This window comes from Vibrio stylophorae (assembly GCF_921293875.1).
GTDB lineage: Bacteria > Pseudomonadota > Gammaproteobacteria > Enterobacterales > Vibrionaceae > Vibrio_A > Vibrio_A stylophorae.
Genome location: NZ_CAKLDI010000001.1, coordinates 2,781,571 through 2,798,558 on the forward strand (window position 1 = coordinate 2,781,571; position 16,988 = coordinate 2,798,558).

General features: G+C 37.9%; 19 protein-coding genes. 3 read left to right on the forward strand and 16 right to left on the reverse strand.

From position 1 onward, the window contains the following. Window positions 1-20 precede the first annotated feature (20 nt). Entirely contained in the window at window positions 21-887 is an 867-nt protein-coding gene (locus L9P36_RS13040) for a YicC/YloC family endoribonuclease (RefSeq protein ID WP_237467729.1), read from the forward strand. 140 nt (window positions 888-1,027) lie between these two features. After that, window positions 1,028-1,273, forward strand: coding sequence for a YecH family metal-binding protein (locus L9P36_RS13045; protein WP_237467730.1), 246 nt, complete (start codon window positions 1,028-1,030; stop codon window positions 1,271-1,273). Between the two features lie 54 nt (window positions 1,274-1,327). Here the strand turns inward: L9P36_RS13045 and L9P36_RS13050 are convergent, their stop codons facing one another. From L9P36_RS13050 to L9P36_RS13120, 15 genes are all read right to left on the reverse strand, one after another. Further along, on the reverse strand, window positions 1,328-1,879 hold the full coding sequence (locus tag L9P36_RS13050) for a sugar transferase (RefSeq protein WP_237467731.1): 552 nt from the start codon (window positions 1,877-1,879) through the stop codon (window positions 1,328-1,330). After that, on the reverse strand, window positions 1,863-2,828 hold the full coding sequence (locus tag L9P36_RS13055; protein WP_237467732.1) for an NAD-dependent epimerase/dehydratase family protein: 966 nt from the start codon (window positions 2,826-2,828) through the stop codon (window positions 1,863-1,865). The genes L9P36_RS13050 and L9P36_RS13055 overlap by 17 nt, the downstream gene beginning before the upstream one ends. 13 nt (window positions 2,829-2,841) lie before the next feature. Beyond that, the gene (locus tag L9P36_RS13060) at window positions 2,842-3,507 is read right to left on the reverse strand and encodes an NTP transferase domain-containing protein (protein ID WP_237467733.1); all 666 of its coding nucleotides are present in this window, start codon (window positions 3,505-3,507) and stop codon (window positions 2,842-2,844) included. Beyond that, entirely contained in the window at window positions 3,483-4,088 is a 606-nt protein-coding gene (locus L9P36_RS13065; protein WP_237467734.1) for an HAD-IB family phosphatase, read from the reverse strand. The genes L9P36_RS13060 and L9P36_RS13065 overlap by 25 nt, the downstream gene beginning before the upstream one ends. After that, the gene (locus L9P36_RS13070; RefSeq protein ID WP_237467735.1) at window positions 4,085-4,828 is read right to left on the reverse strand and encodes a class I SAM-dependent methyltransferase; all 744 of its coding nucleotides are present in this window, start codon (window positions 4,826-4,828) and stop codon (window positions 4,085-4,087) included. Before L9P36_RS13070 ends, L9P36_RS13065 begins: the two co-directional genes overlap by 4 nt. 36 nt (window positions 4,829-4,864) lie before the next feature. Then, window positions 4,865-6,163 (reverse strand): CDP-glycerol glycerophosphotransferase family protein, encoded by a 1,299-nt coding sequence (locus tag L9P36_RS13075; protein WP_237467736.1) that lies wholly within the window; start codon window positions 6,161-6,163, stop codon window positions 4,865-4,867. Window positions 6,164-6,173: 10 nt separating this feature from the next. Then, entirely contained in the window at window positions 6,174-7,106 is a 933-nt protein-coding gene (locus tag L9P36_RS13080; protein ID WP_237467737.1) for a glycosyltransferase, read from the reverse strand. Further along, a complete protein-coding gene (locus L9P36_RS13085) occupies window positions 7,091-8,881 on the reverse strand; it encodes an ABC transporter ATP-binding protein (protein WP_237467738.1) in 1,791 nt (596 codons plus the stop codon). The genes L9P36_RS13080 and L9P36_RS13085 overlap by 16 nt, the downstream gene beginning before the upstream one ends. A gap of 1 nt (window position 8,882) precedes the next feature. Then, window positions 8,883-10,247, reverse strand: a complete 1,365-nt coding sequence (locus tag L9P36_RS13090) for a glycosyltransferase family protein (protein WP_237467739.1) — start codon at window positions 10,245-10,247, stop codon at window positions 8,883-8,885. 4 nt (window positions 10,248-10,251) lie between these two features. Further along, window positions 10,252-11,355 carry a DegT/DnrJ/EryC1/StrS family aminotransferase gene (locus tag L9P36_RS13095; protein ID WP_237467933.1) on the reverse strand — a complete coding sequence of 368 codons (1,104 nt, stop codon included), beginning with the start codon at window positions 11,353-11,355 and terminating at the stop codon, window positions 10,252-10,254. Between the two features lie 2 nt (window positions 11,356-11,357). Next, complete coding sequence (locus L9P36_RS13100; protein ID WP_237467740.1) at window positions 11,358-11,888, reverse strand: GNAT family N-acetyltransferase; 531 nt, start codon at window positions 11,886-11,888, stop codon at window positions 11,358-11,360. Further along, on the reverse strand, window positions 11,876-12,274 hold the full coding sequence (locus tag L9P36_RS13105) for a sugar 3,4-ketoisomerase (protein ID WP_237467741.1): 399 nt from the start codon (window positions 12,272-12,274) through the stop codon (window positions 11,876-11,878). Before L9P36_RS13105 ends, L9P36_RS13100 begins: the two co-directional genes overlap by 13 nt. After that, on the reverse strand, window positions 12,261-13,142 hold the full coding sequence (gene rfbA / locus L9P36_RS13110) for a glucose-1-phosphate thymidylyltransferase RfbA (RefSeq protein ID WP_237467742.1): 882 nt from the start codon (window positions 13,140-13,142) through the stop codon (window positions 12,261-12,263). Before rfbA ends, L9P36_RS13105 begins: the two co-directional genes overlap by 14 nt. A gap of 41 nt (window positions 13,143-13,183) precedes the next feature. Continuing rightward, the gene (gene rfbB / locus L9P36_RS13115) at window positions 13,184-14,245 is read right to left on the reverse strand and encodes a dTDP-glucose 4,6-dehydratase (RefSeq protein ID WP_237467743.1); all 1,062 of its coding nucleotides are present in this window, start codon (window positions 14,243-14,245) and stop codon (window positions 13,184-13,186) included. Window positions 14,246-14,557: 312 nt separating this feature from the next. Beyond that, window positions 14,558-14,815 carry a transcription termination/antitermination NusG family protein gene (locus L9P36_RS13120; protein ID WP_237467744.1) on the reverse strand — a complete coding sequence of 86 codons (258 nt, stop codon included), beginning with the start codon at window positions 14,813-14,815 and terminating at the stop codon, window positions 14,558-14,560. A gap of 292 nt (window positions 14,816-15,107) precedes the next feature. On the opposite strand from L9P36_RS13120, the gene L9P36_RS13125 reads away from it, so the two are divergent. Continuing rightward, complete coding sequence (locus L9P36_RS13125) at window positions 15,108-15,689, forward strand: sugar O-acetyltransferase (RefSeq protein ID WP_237467745.1); 582 nt, start codon at window positions 15,108-15,110, stop codon at window positions 15,687-15,689. A 56-nt stretch (window positions 15,690-15,745) separates the two neighbouring features. Here L9P36_RS13125 and L9P36_RS13130 read toward each other — a convergent pair whose 3' ends face one another. After that, complete coding sequence (locus L9P36_RS13130) at window positions 15,746-16,969, reverse strand: EAL and HDOD domain-containing protein (RefSeq protein WP_237467746.1); 1,224 nt, start codon at window positions 16,967-16,969, stop codon at window positions 15,746-15,748. Window positions 16,970-16,988: the final 19 nt, after the last annotated feature.

The window sequence follows — 16,988 nt, forward strand, 5'->3', positions numbered from 1 at the left end:
AAATAGATAGAGAGCATCTGATGATTTACAGCATGACCGCCTATGCCCGCCAAGAAATTAAAGCGGATTGGGGCACCGCCGTATGGGAAATTCGCAGCGTTAACCAACGCTACCTTGAAACCTACTTCCGCCTACCAGAGCAATTTCGCAGTCTAGAGCCCGTGCTTCGCGAGCGTTTTCGCAAAGGCCTGGCGCGCGGTAAAGTCGAATGCATGTTACGCTTTGAAGCCAACAATGCGGCGAAAGGCGAGCTAAGCATCAACAAAGATCTCGCCGCGCAAGTGATCCATGCCGCCAATGAGGTCATGGAACTCACTGGCGAAACCAGCCGTATTAATCCATTCCAGGTGATGCAATGGCCGGGTGTCATGGAAACGCCAGAGCAAGATTTAGATAGCATTAACCAAACCCTACTGGCTGGCTTTGATGAAGCGCTCAAAGAGTTTATCGCCGCTCGTGGCCGTGAAGGCGACAATATGAAAGCATTGATTGAGCAGCGTCTTGATGCGATTCAAGTGGAAGCAGCTAAAGTCCGCGCGCATATGCCAACCGTCGTGAACTGGCAGCGCGAACGTATTTTGGCTCGCTTTGAAGAAGCCAAAATCGATTTAGACGCCACGCGCGTTGAGCAAGAGCTCATTTTGCTCGCGCAAAAAATGGATGTAGCAGAAGAGCTCGATCGCCTCGACTCACATGTCAAAGAAACCTACGCCACCTTGAAAAAAGGCGGTGCCTGTGGCCGTCGCCTTGATTTTATGATGCAAGAATTCAACCGTGAATCAAACACGCTGGCTTCAAAATCAATCAACACTGAAGTGACAGCCTCTGCAGTGGAACTGAAGGTTCTGATTGAGCAAATGCGCGAGCAAATTCAAAACATCGAGTAAGCCTTTCTCGCCGAATAAATAAAACCGCCACAAGGGCGGTTTTTTGTTACACAGGAAAGTACAAAACCTGATGTAGCTTGCACCCATGAGATAAAATCAATAAAGTGCATTTTAAATACAACTATTATCTGAGCGCTCTTATGACAACCACAACTGACTCCATTCACGGCCATGACTTAATCCATTATGTCGCCGAGCACCAACCCACAGAATCTGCGCTCATCGCGCACTTTATGGCGCAGTACGGTGACACACTACGCTTTCATACCTGCAGCCAACAAAATATCACGATCGAAGAGTTACTGACTTTTCTGAAAAAGCGGAAAAAAATCGTCGAACATGGCGGTGTACTTCAAGTGAATGCTGAGCGTCTTTGCCAGCATTAGCATCATAAAGACAAAAAGCGCTCAATGAGCGCTTTTTGTCCAGCATGGTCAACATTATTTTTTTACTGCGTCACCACGACCACTACCAATAACTGTCATCAAGATATAGTGAAAGTAGTTTTTCAACGTCATGGTTTCAATCATCTGTCTATCAGTATTAGCCAAAAGCTCAGGCGTGGACATATCAATATTTTGTACCTGTGCCAATCCTGTAATACCCGGTAAAACATCATAGATACCTTGCGCTTGACGAGCCTCTATCAATTCTTCTTGGTTGAAAAGGTTGGGTCTTGGCCCCACCAAACTCATCTCACCTTTGAGCACATTAATCAATTGAGGCAACTCATCTAACTTCGTTTTACGCAGAAAAGAGCCCAGTTTAGTAATCGACGTGCTGCTTGATAAATGACTGGCAACAGACTCAGTATCCTTTTGCATGGTTCTAAATTTCACTAAACGAAAGGGCTTTTGGTTTTTGCCGACACGTGTTTGCACAAATACAGGTGACCCCGTATCGAATAAGCCAATGACAACCACAATCAGCATTACTGGCCATAAAAATAAAAGGCCGAATAGTGCGGCGAAAAAATCAATCATGCGAAACATCGGAAACCTCTGGTTGCTCAGATAAAAACGACATCGCCTGTGCCATCGTATACGGCGCTCGCCATCTTAATACATCATATAAATTTGAAGAATCGACTTCTAAATTACCCAATAGCTGCTCAGCCAATGCCGGCTTTCCTATCAATTTTGCTCCGAATTTCATTATGCTGAGTGGTATTGGTATTTGCCATACGCGCTTACCCAAGCCGCGAGCGATCGCATTTGTAAACTCACGAGTTGAAACAGCCTCACCCTCAGATGCCAAAAATATCTGCCCTGCAGCTTTTGGTGCGCACGCGCAAGTCATCAATAAATGGCATAGATTTTGTACTGAGATAAAGTGGCGACGATTACAAACACGACCAAACGGTAAGATCGGTAACTTGCTCACCAATTTTGCTAGCAAACCAAAATTACCTGGTGCACAGGGACCATAGACCAAGGTAGGACGAACGATCACTATTTCAATTCCAGCATGCATACCAAGCTCAACCAATTTTAATTCAGCATCATACTTTGACTGAGCATACTGATTATGTGGGGAGGGTTTTGAATTTATAGAGAATGCCGTTAAGTCTGTGCGTTGACCATTAACACCAATTGAACTCACAAACACAAACCGCTGAACACCTGCTTTCGCAGCTTGCTGTGCTAATGCGAGCGTTCCATCCACATTTACTCTTTGATAGTCTTCTTGGGTATATGTGGATGCATGAGCAAGACCAGCCAAATGAATGACAGTATCAATACCATTAAAGGCACCATCCCAAATTGTCAAACCACTTAAACTATTGATTTGAAAATTATCCAAACATGGACTTTGCTCTCTGGTGCGAACAACGCACCGAGAGACTGGGTACCTTTGTACAAAATGTCGACCAACAAAACCAGTTGCGCCCGTCAATAAAATTTTTTTCTCTGAAGGAAAAATTGAATTACCGTCTGACATTTTAAGATTAGATTTATATGTCCTGATATAATTTGTGATTATAAATTTTAGACTCTATTGCCATATTATAATCATTCACATTGTCTACTTCATAGCTAACTATAGGATATGCAATCAATGGGAATTTTTGAATTTGTTTATAAACGGATTCGCCCTCCATAACGAGGTATGAAGTATCAATGTGACAGATATTTGCCCACTCATAATTAGTTGCACTCTTTCGATTAAAGCCCAATACATTCATATGCAAATCCGTTTTAACATATACTGCATCATCAGTCTTAGCCTTTGTAACACCAATTATTGATCTGTCAGATTTATTACAATTATCAATAAATTCAGCAAATGATTCAGGACAAAAGATAATGTCCGCATCTACATATAAGCACTTACCTTTTATCCCAAAAGAACCCAGATAATAACTTGTTAGAGTGGATGTAGTTCTATACGCAGGATTTCTTACAATAATTGCATCCGACCTAATTGACTTGACAAGAGGTATAACTAAATGCTCTTCAAAACCTACAACGATACGTACGTCTTTGATACTCTCAACCAATTTTAATAAATATGATATTAAGGGTTTACCTCCAATCTCTAACAAACATTTTGGCTTTCCAAGTCCAAGCCTAGAGCCTAAGCCAGCAGCGGCAATCACAACATGTTCAATACTCGACATAGCGCCCTCTCATCATATACAATATAATCTGAAACATTAATCAAACTCGCATGTGGCTCATGTACTAAGCCACATGAAATATTTACATCTGACGATTCAAACATTGGGATATCATTATATCCATCGCCAATGGATATAATCCTAGAGTTAGGATATTTACATCTCAAATCATTAATTGGATCACTTTTATGCATAATATATTCAACACTTGCTAATACATTATCGTTCGCTAAAGCAATTGATGAATAAAGTCCACACCCAATTTTCTCATGTATCAACCTAACCCAGACATCCAAATTCCCTGTGACAATATAACATACATCCGGACGAGATTTAATAAATTCAACCACACCATCAAATAATGGAACGCTTGCAACAATTTTCTGTACTGTAGTGATAGGAATACTACGTAAAATAGCACAGCGTAATCTCATTGAATCCTCGAAAGGGATAACACCATCCATAGTTAGTCTTGTCAAAACATTAAATTCATGCATCAAATCAACTTCAGTTGCAATCAGGGGAAGCAGCTCTGTTGTTGTAATAGTGCCATCCAAATCAAAGCAAAAAATATCATTCATACTCTTTCCAAAATAATATAACGCTGAGATGTATCCTTCCTATTGTTCAGTTCAAGTGGATACAGCCATTCATCCTTGTGAATCTTAAAACCAGAACTAATAAGGGGCGAAAGAAAACCTTTTATTTCATCAACTGTACGATATATTGCGCTATATTTTGCCTGTAGTTCGTCTGACCAATAATCATTCAAGGTTAATCGCTCCAATAAAGCCATTGGCTCTCTTATATAAATCAACGAACCATTTTCATATAAACAATCGTTAACCCTGGAAAGAAACAACTCTAAAGATGAGTCATTTAAATATAAAAACACGCCTGAAATAATTAGGTGTGAGAATTTATCTCGCTCATCAATAGAATCTAATGTTATATGTTCTGCAGCCATGACACTAAATCTTACATTAGAGCGACCTTTGAATTCATCACGAGCAATATTTATCAAAGACTGAGAAAAATCTACGCCGTGATATTCCCCACCATTATCAACTAGGAGCTTGCACCATCGCCCAACACCACAGCCCACATCAAGATATCTTGATGTTTCAGAGAGTTTCAGCAAAGGTAATACTAATTCTTTTTCATATGCATCCCTGATTATTGCAAGCTCAGGTGTTTTATCTTGATACATAGTAATATTTAATAAGTTATCTGATCTATTTTTGGCTCTACACTCAAAAAAATCATGCGTATGCAATAAATCAATATCAAGCTTATGCCCGTAAATCCTAGATTTGCTCATAAATACCCTTATTAGAATTTAGTTTACATCCTTAAGTTAATCTAATTTATAAAACGACTTAATAATTCGAGATATTTCGACACCTGTACCGTTTGTTGGCAAATAGAGCTCTTCATGAATCCGTTTAAATCTAATCTCTAATTTACTATCATTACCATTTAATAAATTTGTGACACACGACTCTAATTCCACACCATCAGACACCACATACAATGAATCCAAAAAATTAACAGAGTCATTTAGTCCAGGTCCTAGCAAATTGTTTAAATATATAATAGGCTTTCCTAATGGGAGATATTCCAAAAGAAAAGACCCCGCATCCGCTAATAATAAATCTGATTCATGGAATAATTCCACATATGAATCATCAGGTTCTGAGAGAGTCACATTATCAAGCTGTTTAATTTTGTTCAAAACAAAATCAAATTTATCCTTGACCTTACCTCCCATCATATTGATACGCGTATAAAATAATGGATGCGGACGGATAACAAGTTTAAAACAAAATTCCTCGGCCAGTTCAATTATTTTCTCATAAAATATATGAAAAGTTGACCACCCTCCATCTTCAATTGAAAAATGCGGAGTCCATAAAACGGTCTTAATATCTCTATTCAGAATGTTTTCACGTGTTACACCCCGACAGTCCAATTGATCAAATTTCGGGTGTCCAGTAACATAAACGTGATCGTTACCTTTACTACAGTATTTGTTATAACATGATTTGTGTAATTCGCTACGCACAAAAATCCATGTAGCTAAATTATGACAGTCTAAATCATATTGCCAACGCAAATTATCGTTGCCACCGCCACTATCTAGTCCGTATGGGATATAGGCAATTCTAGCCCCAGACCTAGCAACTAGAGACGGATAGATATTCTTTGGTAAAGTTGAATCATAAGGTGTCTGGTAAAAAACAACATCTGCAGAATAAATAATATCTAATTCTTTTTCACAAAACTTATTATATGGTATATTATTAGTATCTAAAAAAGATGTTGCTGCAACATTATCTACAATATCTTCATCATGATAAAACGGACTAACTAATAGTTTTACATCAAAGCAATCATCCGCCAACATTACTTCATAGACACTTTTAAAACTATTCCACAACGAAACTTGTTGGAAAACATATATTACGGATATTTTCTTTGAGAAGTATCTAATGTTGTTTCTTCTAAGCTCATCAACAACTCTTAAATTTTCTTTTTGGATCACTGCAATCAAACACTCAAGGTTTTCAATCTTTGCATCCGTCTCATTAAAACGCTGATGTTCAGCTCGAAGAAGTTTTCTTTTCACTTTGCTTAATATTTTTCTTATATGCATGTTTTACTCCCTAAATCCGACTCTTTCGATTAAGTACAATGTAAAAAAACTTCAATAGCCTAAAAAACCATTTACGAGATGAAAAAAATTTGAATCCCACCTTTTTAAATGCAAGTAAACTACTTCTAACGTCACCATTATTCATATGTGATAATAAATCATCATAAAGTGCTGTTGACGCAAATTCATCCGTGAATTTTTTATAACCATATTTTGACGAAACAATTGTCGCAGCTAACACACGCTCATCAGCAAATGTATTCAAATCAGTAATACTTGTTCCATGCTTTCTATATAACACTAAAACTTCAGGTATGTATACGACTCCACCTGACAATACCAATTCAACTGTAAACAGATAATCATTGATATACTTCAATCTATTATCATACTTAATTTTTTCGACTCCAGAACGGCGTATACATAATGTAGGTGTTGGTATTAATGATTCTGAAATAATTTCACCAACTTGCGTTGACGCGCGGAAAAAAAAATTAAAATGATTGATTATTTTTTTTCTGGTCTTACTATCAAACCATTCCATATTGGAATAAGAAACTAATACTTCTGGTTTACTTGATAATGAATCCACTTGTCGCTTAATTTTATTACGACACATGATATCATCACCAGCAAATGGAACAACATATGCAACATCATTATCCTGAAGTGCTTTATCAATAAGCAAGTTGTAATTATCAGCCACTCCTAGATTATTTGCATTGCGATTCAGATATACATTTATGATTTTGTGGTTTAAAACAAAATCAGATAAGACATCAAATGAGTCATCCGTTGAACAATCATCGGACACATACACAACCAAATTAGAGTAATTTTGTTCTAGAATAGATTGTATACATTCTATAATGTAATCCCTATGATTATAACAACCAACAATAACAGCAACCTTAGGTATTTCAGTTATTATTTTATCGAGCATCTTGATAGTTCTACCAACGTCTTAAATTTCTGATTTTCATTAATTAACTCATCAAAACTACCGACACCCGTTATTGTGCCATTATCAAAAACGATTAATTTATCTGCTTTAGCTAGAGTAGATAATCTATGCGCAACCATGACAATAGTGCGTTGACCTTTTAACCCTGCAATAACATTAGTAATGTCAAATTCGGTTTTAGTATCAAGTGCCGAAGTAGCCTCATCAAATAATATTATTTCTCTATTTAAATACAAAGCACGAGCTATTATTATTCTCTGCCGTTGTCCACCAGATACATTTTTTCCATTCTCACCCAGATGATAATTTAACCCACGTTCACAAACAAGATCATAAAGGCCAGCCATTTCTAATACATTAATAACTTCTTTATCATCAATATCTTCACTTGCAGCACCAAATGCTACATTCTCTCGAATACTACCGGTCAAAATGAATGGCGATTGACTTACATAACTCACATTATTTCTAATACCTTTATAATCAGTATAATTGACTTCTATACCGTCAACATAAATTTTACCAGACTCGATAGGTAATAGACCCGCTAGCAAATCTGCAAAAGTCGTTTTACCAGCGCCAGAGGCACCAACAATACCAACAAATTCGCCTTGGTTGATTGTGATATTAACATTGTTAATGCCTACATTTTTTTTTCCTTTGTAAGAAAAACAGACATTTGCCATTTTAATTTCCCTTCCGAATTCCAGTCTGTTTTTCGCACTATCATTTACCCCATTCAACGAATTAAACTCATTAATTATTGTTTCTACTGCATTACTGGATGATTTTATTTGCGAATAACAATAGAGCAATCGATTTAACATTGGTGCTAATCGAATTGCTATTGCAGATAATAGTGTAATGCTAACTATACCATCAGCTGGATTAGGCGATGTTAGTAAAATATAACTTATAAAAATAACTATTCCAAACATCAAAATTGCCTCACTCAAATATACAGGTATATATTGAATAAGCATATTTGTTTTATCAATTTCACTAACTTTGTAATTTGAATTATGATATTTTTTTAAAAAAACTGATTCTTTACCTGTTAGCTTAGTATCTTTTATTCCAGCCAAAGATGAACTAAGGATTGATATGTTTTCTTGACTCGCAATCACATACTTGTCATTAACATCTTTTGCTACACGCCTAATAACCCTCATCTGTGACCACAGCAAAATACCAACCACCCCGCCCGACACTAGAGAAATAACCGAGTACTTGATCATTAAAATAATTAAGAGAGACACACATACAATAGAATTTGATACGAACATTATACACTGTATCAAATAGGAGTTAACAACACGACTAACTACCGCAGTAAGGTTATTGATTATGCTTGCTGAACTCTTGGACAAATGATAAGTCAACGGAGCATTAACATACTCCTCCATTAACCGATTACAAATATCAATCCGCCAGTCTCTTACCATATCAAATTGAAATTTTTGCTGTAACAACATATACATATTTTTTGCTATAAATGACATCCCAACACATATTGCGATCAGCACAACAAAATGACGTGGCTCAGAAAATCCAAAGAAATTATAAACTATAGATACATATTCATTCTGAACCACAAAACTCGGATTCATGGCTACTGCAATTAAAGGATACAGCAATGCTATCCCCACAACCTCTAGTGAGGCAGAAATAACGGCAGAAAATAGCACAAACAGTATTCTCAATTTAAATTGAACCCCATGCCTTTTTACAAAAACAAAAAACAGGTTGAACATCTTATTTTTTTTCCATCATATTTTTTATCATATGATAATCTACATTCACTCCAATTAACATCATCATTTTGTAAATCGAACTCCAAAATCGTCTTGGCACAGCTGACGCCAATAACATAATAGATTGGTTAAAAATAACCGTACCTCTACTCAGGAAATCTTCGCGAGATAATATATTCAGACTACCAGACCCAACATTAATCAAATCAATACCGATGGCGGATTCAATTTCTAAAAAACGATGACTCCAGCGACCTTTATCTTCTATGCATTTTTGCGAACCCACTATAATATCATTACGATATTCAACATCAGCTATTAATTTTTTTGCTAAGTTATATGCCTCAGCTGGTGATTTATACATAGGGATATCAACATACCCTTTCGTGAAATTTACTAATCCAGGATTGTAGCTTGATAACAAGCACCCATTGGATGCCATTATATCCATTATTCGCCAAGGAAATCCGTCAATAGCTTGCGCGTGCGATATACTTAGACAAACTTTACTTTTATTATAAATACCCTGATTATGCGCAAGGCTATAAACATCTTTTCTCTTATACGAAAGAGCCAGGTATGGTGTAAAATCAGACACATCAAGCCAATCTTTACCACCAAATAAAGACAACCCTAAATCCTCCATCAGATTTAGAGTTAAAATTCTATTTTGAGCACTTTTAATCATCCCAAACTCACTTGGCTTTATATATTCAAGAATGCTCTCCAAACCCTGCCCAATTAAATATGATTCACTATCTAAGTAAAAATCATTAGCTATTTTTTTTATTGCCGATCTTACTTTATCAGAATCATCAGAAAGCAATAATGATTTTAGACCTGACGGACCTCTAAAGTTGCTACCAATAAAGCTTATATTATATTCATAATCTAATTTTTTTGCTTGGACCGCTGTTCCAGAGTTAATCATATATATATTTGAATCAGCCACACCTGTTGATATCAACTGTTCTCTTGTATTACTTGACAAACAAAAATAAGAATAACGATTGGGATTGTATTTTATCCCATCTTTATCATTGAAATATGTAAATGAATCAGCTTCCCAAATCACTATCGGACATTCAACAAGAGAATCCAAAAATGATGGCTTAACATTATTAAATGAAATGACAAGATTTGGATTAAATTCAAATATCCTATCTTTCAATTCATTTTTATCAATATATGATGACTCAATGTTTTCAGAATTCCAAGATTTCATAAGAAATTCCGCACCATTATACACCATTACGTCATTACCATTTTCAATCAATTCTTTAATCAGCCCCTCATAATAACAGACCAACCTGAAGTGATTATCGATGAATAAATGCGATGAAAAACACAATAATATTCTAGCCATAAATTCACTTAGTAAATGAGTTCACTGAGGCTATTACATGTTCGATTTCCTTATCAGTCATTACTGGACTAATAGGCAAACTTAAAACTGTTTCATGTAATAATTCAGTCACTGGAAGGTTTTTATCATTAAATACTTCGTATGCTTTTTGTTTGTGTGGTGGGATTGGATAATGAACTAACGTTGAAACCCCACAATAATTTAAATGCTTAATCAATAGATCTCTATAGTCTGTTTTAATTACATATAAATGCCAAACGTGTTCCTTAACATTGTTATTTAATGGCAATTTAATCAAGTTATTATTTATCTCGCACCCATAACGATATGCAATATGCTGACGACGTGATATTTCACGTGGTAAATATTTCAATTTAACAGATAGCATGGCAGCTTGAATCTCATCTAGACGACTATTTATACCTAGATAATCATTTTTATATTTAGCATGTGAACCATAATTACCCAGAGATCTAATTATGTTGGACAAGCCATTATCATTAGTAATTACCATACCTGCATCGCCAAGTGCTCCAAGATTTTTCCCTGGATAGAAGCTAAATGCTGCAGCATCCCCCCAGCAACCTGCTTTGACATTATTAATTTCAGCCCCGTGCGCTTGAGCGCAATCCTCTAAAACTAACAAATTATATTTTTTGGCCACCTCCATAATTGAAGGCATATTAGAAATATGCCCATATAGATGGACAGGTAAAATAACTTTTGTTCGACTTGTGATGTAAGTGGCTATTGTTTCCGCTGATAAATTGAATGTATCTGGATCCGGCTCAACAAAAACTGGAATCAAATTATTTGATGTAATCGCTAATATTGATGCTATATAGGTGTTTGCTTGTACTATAACTTCATCACCACTTGATATTAAACCCATTTCTTTCCATGCGCGAAGGACTAATGTTAAAGCATCTAGACCATTTGCAACACCTATACCATACTTTACACCACAATAATCCGAGAATTCTTTTTCAAATTTTTTTAGCTCCTTACCACAGATATACCAACCAGAGTCAATCACACGACCAACCGCATCTTTCAACTCACTTGAATATATTTCATTAATTTTTTTTAAATTTAAGAAATCAACTATTTTCATTTTACACCAATAATGCGATTATATTTCTTACGAACTATTGACAACTGTTCTTTAGAAATAGAAAAATAATAATTTTCAGAGTCTTCAGCTATTTTTTTTGCGCCAAATTTTTCGTGAAATCGAATTACTTTCTCGTTATCTTTTCTTACATCAAAATGTGATTCTACAAAACCTAAACAATCAAAACCAAACTGATAAACAAGAAGCGCGGCTTCTAAAGCAGCTGTTTTAGTTTTATTTTCATTTAATATCCAACTACCCCAGCAAAACGATTTATCATTAAAATCATATACTCTAACAGTTCCACATGGTTTTAAATCAGGAGTTTCAATTATGAAATAGAACTGTTCGCCACGACCCTCACTCTCTTTATAGCGCTTAATCCACTCCTCTTGCTCAGATACACCGCCATTAACATAAGATAAAAACTTATTGTAACGACTATCACATCTCAAAGTATAAATAAAAGAAGCATCATCTACTTCAACCAACCTTAGTTGAATTGTTTTTGATTTTAATTCCTGCATGCTAAAAACTCCTCGTAATTTCTTATGTAATCATCCTCAGAAAAATACTCGCTTGCAATAACACACAATACGCAATCATTACTAAAATCATGCATCTCTCGCCATATAAATGAATCAATTAGCAATCCTTTAGTTGGGTCATCAAGAATTAATTCCTCTCTAACTGAACCATCATCTAAAACAAAGCGACATGATCCTTTTAATGCAATTACAATTTGCTTTAATTTCTTATGAGCATGCATTCCTCTTGGAAAAAGTCCACTATTTTCGAAGAGATAATATACTCTACGAATTTCAAATGGGATATTTTTCTGTGATTCTAATGAAACTAAACGCCCTCTTTCATCATTAAAAGATTCAAACTCAATAATATTAATTAGTTTCATTTTTTTCCCTTACTAAAGACAGCAAATATTTACCATATCCATTTTTATCCATAGATTTTGCAATACAAACAATCTGTTCATCTTTTAACCAATCATTTCGCCATGCAATCTCTTCTAAACAGGCAATTTTCAAACCTTGAATATTTTGCAATGTTTGCACAAACGATGATGCTTCATGCAAACTTTCGTGCGTTCCAGTATCTAACCATGCAAAACCACGACCCAAAAGCTCTACATTCAATGACCCATCCTTCAAATACATTTCATTCAGGGTTGTTATTTCTAGTTCACCACGTGCTGATGGCTTTATTTTTTTAGCCAAATTTACGACACGATTATCATAAAAATAGAGCCCAGTGACGGCATAGTTTGACTTAGGATGCTCAGGCTTCTCTTCCAATGAAATTGCTCTCATATTTTCATCGAACTCGACAACGCCAAAACGCTCAGGATCTTTTACTTGATAACCAAATACCGTGGCCCCCTCTCGTTGTGAAGCGGCTTTCTTTAAAGTGTCGCTAAATGACTGCCCATAAAAAATGTTATCGCCCAACACCAAGCACACACTGTCGTCACCAATAAAACTTTCACCAATAATAAATGCTTGTGCCAGACCATCTGGACTTGGCTGAACTGCATACTCCAGATGAATCCCAATGTCGTGCCCATCTCCTAGCAAACGCTTAAAACTCTCGCTATCTTCTGGTGTTGTGATAATCAAAATATCCCGAATGCCAGCAAGCATTAGAGTAGACAAGGGATAATAAATCATTGGTTTATCATAAATAGGAAGAAGCTGCTTAGATATACCGCGAGTGATGGGGTAAAGACGGGAGCCAGAGCCTCCAGCTAAAATAATACCTTTCATTTTCAATGCCTCCACAATGTAGATGTACTTACAACCTACAATTAATTTTGACCTAGACGCTCGCGGCTATAGGAGCCATCCAAAACTCGAGACCACCAATCTTTATTATCCAAATACCACTGAACTGTCTTACGAATACCCGATTCAAAAGTTTCTTCGGGCTTCCACCCAAGCTCACACTCAATTTTTGATGCATCAATCGCATAACGGACATCGTGCCCCGGCCTGTCTTTTACGTAGGTAATGAGATCTTGATAGCGCACTATGCCCTTTGGCTTGTTTGGTGCTAGCTCTTCGAGCAGCGCACAAATAGTTTTCACCACTTCAACATTCGCCTTTTCATTGTGACCACCGATGTTATAGGTCTCACCAATTACACCTTCGGTCGCTACTTTGTAAAGAGCACGAGCATGGTCTTCCACAAACAGCCAATCTCTGATTTGCATGCCATCGCCGTATACAGGTAATGCTTTGCCATCCAAAGCATTCAAAATCATCAGCGGAATCAGCTTTTCAGGGAAATGATAAGGACCGTAGTTATTCGAACAGTTAGTCACGACTGTTGGCAAACCGTAGGTACGGTGCCAAGCTCGAACCAGGTGATCACTTGATGCTTTTGATGCAGAATAAGGGCTTGATGGTTCGTACGACGTTTTCTCTGTGAACAAATCAGTCGTATCTTTAAGGTCACCGTACACCTCATCTGTAGAGATATGATGAAAACGAAAATCGGCCTTTTTATCACCTTCCAGCGAATGCCAATATTGTCGCGCTACTTCAAGTAAATTATAAGTACCTACTATATTAGTTTCGATAAACGCAGCAGGACCATCAATCGAACGGTCAACATGTGACTCTGCAGCTAAGTGCATTACTACATTCGGCTGATGTATCTCAAATACACGTTTTAACTCTTCACCATCACAGACATCAACTTGCTCAAATGCATAGCGCGGATTATCAGAAACCGTTAGCAGAGACTCGAGATTTCCGGCATAAGTAAGCTTATCTACATTCACTACAGTATCTGTTGTTCGATGAATAATATGCCTCACGACCGCTGAACCAATAAAGCCAGCCCCACCTGTTACTAAAATTTTCATTTACACTTACATACCTTTTAAACATGCTACCGCCCTTAGGGCGTATGCCCAATGCCGCAGCCTCCGAAATTTAATTTACACAAATACCAAATGACTAGCTCATGAAAACAGCTCTTGATTTTCTATGGAAAATTCAATTTTTCTATCTAAAATCTCCATCAGTATGATAGAGCGACGCTCACCATCTTTTTCTTTATAAATCACATAACAGCCACTGAAAGGGCCTGAACAAATTTGTATTTTTCCCCATATGATGCGACTGGAACAATGTATCCATCGAGCTGTTTTGCACGAAGCTCAGTCATCAGTAAATCAGGCATTTTGACCTTGCCGCACAAAATCAACGACACCGCGAGTAGAGCGTATCGAGGTGTAAGCAATTTTATTCGGATCAAACAATACAAAGAGGTAACACGGGAAAAGAGGTTCTAGTCGTTGAATGCAGCGTCCTTTGCTGATTTTTTCAACCTTAATTTGGGGATAAAAACAACGCCCCCCTTGACGCTCAAGATTTAGAACAGCTCGCTTCTGCTCCCCTTGCTTACAATAATCAAGATGCCAAGATGTCATTACTAACTAATCACCATGCAATATGATTGTTTTTGATTTGTTAAATGATTGTTCATACCCCCTCCATAAGAAAGATCTATAGGATACAAGATTCGGTTCGTGCTATCGATGCGCGAGAGCACAATTTATCTGAGCGATATCACAATGTTCTACCATAGTTCCCATCCCCTCTGTAGAAATACTTTTGATAGATAGAACAATTATCACACGAAAAAAATACAAAACTGAATAATTACTGATAACCTCATTCTCTACTTGCTTGATACTAAAAATACCAATCATAAGGTTATCAATGAACGAATTCGACAAAATGCGGGCGGGACACAGTTACGATCCCAAAGCGCCTGAAGTCTTAGCTGTCAGCCAGCAAGCGCGTGAGCTGATGGCTCAGCTCAATCACAACCCTCATGCAGATGGTGGCATGCTCTGTCGTGCGCTATTTGATCAATTTGGTGAAGCGAGCTACGTCACGCCACCTTTTTACTGTGAATTTGGTAAAACGGTATCCATTGGTCAATCCACCTTTCTCAATATGGGGGTGACCATGCTGGATAATGCAGAAATCCATATCGGCAATAATGTACTCATTGGTCCCAATGCCCAGCTCTACACACCGAGTCATCCGCTGGATTATCGTCAGCGTCGAAATTGGGTCACGATTTGTAAGCCCATCATTATTGAAGATGATGTGTGGATAGGTGGCCAAGCGGTGATCTGCCAAGGCGTCACCATCGGTGCGCGCTCTGTCGTTGCAGCCAACGCCACTGTGACCAAGGATGTGCCACCCGATACCCTAGTGGCCGGCTCTCCCGCAAAAATTATTCGCCACTTAACTGAAAATGAGTCGCGTGAAGACATAAAACGCGATGATTAGAGTAGTAAAAAAGCGCTGAAATCAGCGCTTTTTTAATGATGCAGGGATGTATACAGCTATTTGGTCAGCACATCGGCATGGATACACTGTGAGCTCCAGCGCGCGGCGTCCATATAGCACTGCGCAGCCGCTTCTTTATTGATCCCTAGCTTTTCGTCATACATGGTCACCACGTCCCAATCGCCATGACTATAGGATTCAGCCAAATCTAGCAGCTCACCCAACAAACCTTGATGTTTCAAGATAGCATCCACCACAGATTGCTCTAGTGGCAGCATCTCAATGAGCGCTTCTAGGGGACGATCAAACAAACTATCGAGCATAGAGAACAAACCGACAATAAAGGCTTTGTCCATGGTGTCTTTGTCAGCAATTCGCTGCGCTAACAGTTCACACATACGCGCGCGCTCAAGCGATAACACATAAAGCGCCACAGGCTTATCAAAGGATGCATGGGCCATCACCACCAAAGAAACAAATCGGCGAAGATTGCTTTCACCCAGATAGATCACAGCTTGCTTAAACTTGGTGATTGGCGTTTCAAAGTTGGCCATATTATTCACAAAGCGCAGCAGCTGATAAGAGAGCGGCACATCCTGCATGATGATCTTTTCGATGCGATCAAAATTAATATCTTCGCGGCTCACCTCTTGCAGCAGTTGCACTGCGGTCAACTGAGCTGGCTCGACGCCACGCTTTTTGATCATCTCTGGACGGCGGAAAAAATAACCTTGGAAAAAATGAAATCCAGCGTCCTTGGCCATTTCAAACTGCGCTTGGGTTTCCACCTTCTCCGCTAAAAATTTCACCTTGAGCTGCTGGTTGTCTTTTACATAGGCAATGGCTTCAGGCAATGGCGTTTTCACCAAATCGATTTTCAAAATGTGCACATAGGGAATAAAACGCTGCCATTCCGGTGATGGCTGGAAATCATCTAGCGCCAGCACATAACCCTTTTTGTGCATAAACTTCACCGCTTCAAACAGCTCGTCATCTGGCGTGCAGTGCTCCAGAATCTCCACCACCAATTTCTCTTTTGGCAGTAAGGTCGGCACTAGGTTGACCAAGCTTTCATAAGGGAAGTTCACGAAACTACGCAGACCATCACTGATTTGCGCGTTATCGATATTGAGGAAGTTATCCACCACCAAACGGCTCGTTGCACGATGGGCATCGAGTTGTGGAAAGACATTGTGCGGGCTATCGCGAAACAGTAATTCATAACCCACGGTTTGGCTTTGGCGATTTAAAATCGGTTGCCGAGCAACATAACTATACATGACGACACATTAATAACAT

Bases quoted from the DNA above. Each gene is read 5' to 3' on its own strand.
- L9P36_RS13040 (WP_237467729.1), top strand. From the start codon at position 21: ATGATTTACAGCATGACCGCCTATGCCCGCCAAGAAATTAAAGCGGAT.
- L9P36_RS13045 (WP_237467730.1), top strand. From the start codon at position 1,028: ATGACAACCACAACTGACTCCATTCACGGCCATGACTTAATCCATTAT.
- L9P36_RS13050 (WP_237467731.1), bottom strand. From the start codon at position 1,879: ATGTTTCGCATGATTGATTTTTTCGCCGCACTATTCGGCCTTTTATTT.
- L9P36_RS13055 (WP_237467732.1), bottom strand. From the start codon at position 2,828: ATGTCAGACGGTAATTCAATTTTTCCTTCAGAGAAAAAAATTTTATTG.
- L9P36_RS13060 (WP_237467733.1), bottom strand. From the start codon at position 3,507: ATGTCGAGTATTGAACATGTTGTGATTGCCGCTGCTGGCTTAGGCTCT.
- L9P36_RS13065 (WP_237467734.1), bottom strand. From the start codon at position 4,088: ATGAATGATATTTTTTGCTTTGATTTGGATGGCACTATTACAACAACA.
- L9P36_RS13070 (WP_237467735.1), bottom strand. From the start codon at position 4,828: ATGAGCAAATCTAGGATTTACGGGCATAAGCTTGATATTGATTTATTG.
- L9P36_RS13075 (WP_237467736.1), bottom strand. From the start codon at position 6,163: ATGCATATAAGAAAAATATTAAGCAAAGTGAAAAGAAAACTTCTTCGA.
- L9P36_RS13080 (WP_237467737.1), bottom strand. From the start codon at position 7,106: ATGCTCGATAAAATAATAACTGAAATACCTAAGGTTGCTGTTATTGTT.
- L9P36_RS13085 (WP_237467738.1), bottom strand. From the start codon at position 8,881: ATGTTCAACCTGTTTTTTGTTTTTGTAAAAAGGCATGGGGTTCAATTT.
- L9P36_RS13090 (WP_237467739.1), bottom strand. From the start codon at position 10,247: ATGGCTAGAATATTATTGTGTTTTTCATCGCATTTATTCATCGATAAT.
- L9P36_RS13100 (WP_237467740.1), bottom strand. From the start codon at position 11,888: ATGCAGGAATTAAAATCAAAAACAATTCAACTAAGGTTGGTTGAAGTA.
- L9P36_RS13105 (WP_237467741.1), bottom strand. From the start codon at position 12,274: ATGAAACTAATTAATATTATTGAGTTTGAATCTTTTAATGATGAAAGA.
- rfbA (WP_237467742.1), bottom strand. From the start codon at position 13,142: ATGAAAGGTATTATTTTAGCTGGAGGCTCTGGCTCCCGTCTTTACCCC.
- rfbB (WP_237467743.1), bottom strand. From the start codon at position 14,245: ATGAAAATTTTAGTAACAGGTGGGGCTGGCTTTATTGGTTCAGCGGTC.
- L9P36_RS13120 (WP_237467744.1), bottom strand. From the start codon at position 14,815: ATGACATCTTGGCATCTTGATTATTGTAAGCAAGGGGAGCAGAAGCGA.
- L9P36_RS13125 (WP_237467745.1), top strand. From the start codon at position 15,108: ATGAACGAATTCGACAAAATGCGGGCGGGACACAGTTACGATCCCAAA.
- L9P36_RS13130 (WP_237467746.1), bottom strand. From the start codon at position 16,969: ATGTATAGTTATGTTGCTCGGCAACCGATTTTAAATCGCCAAAGCCAA.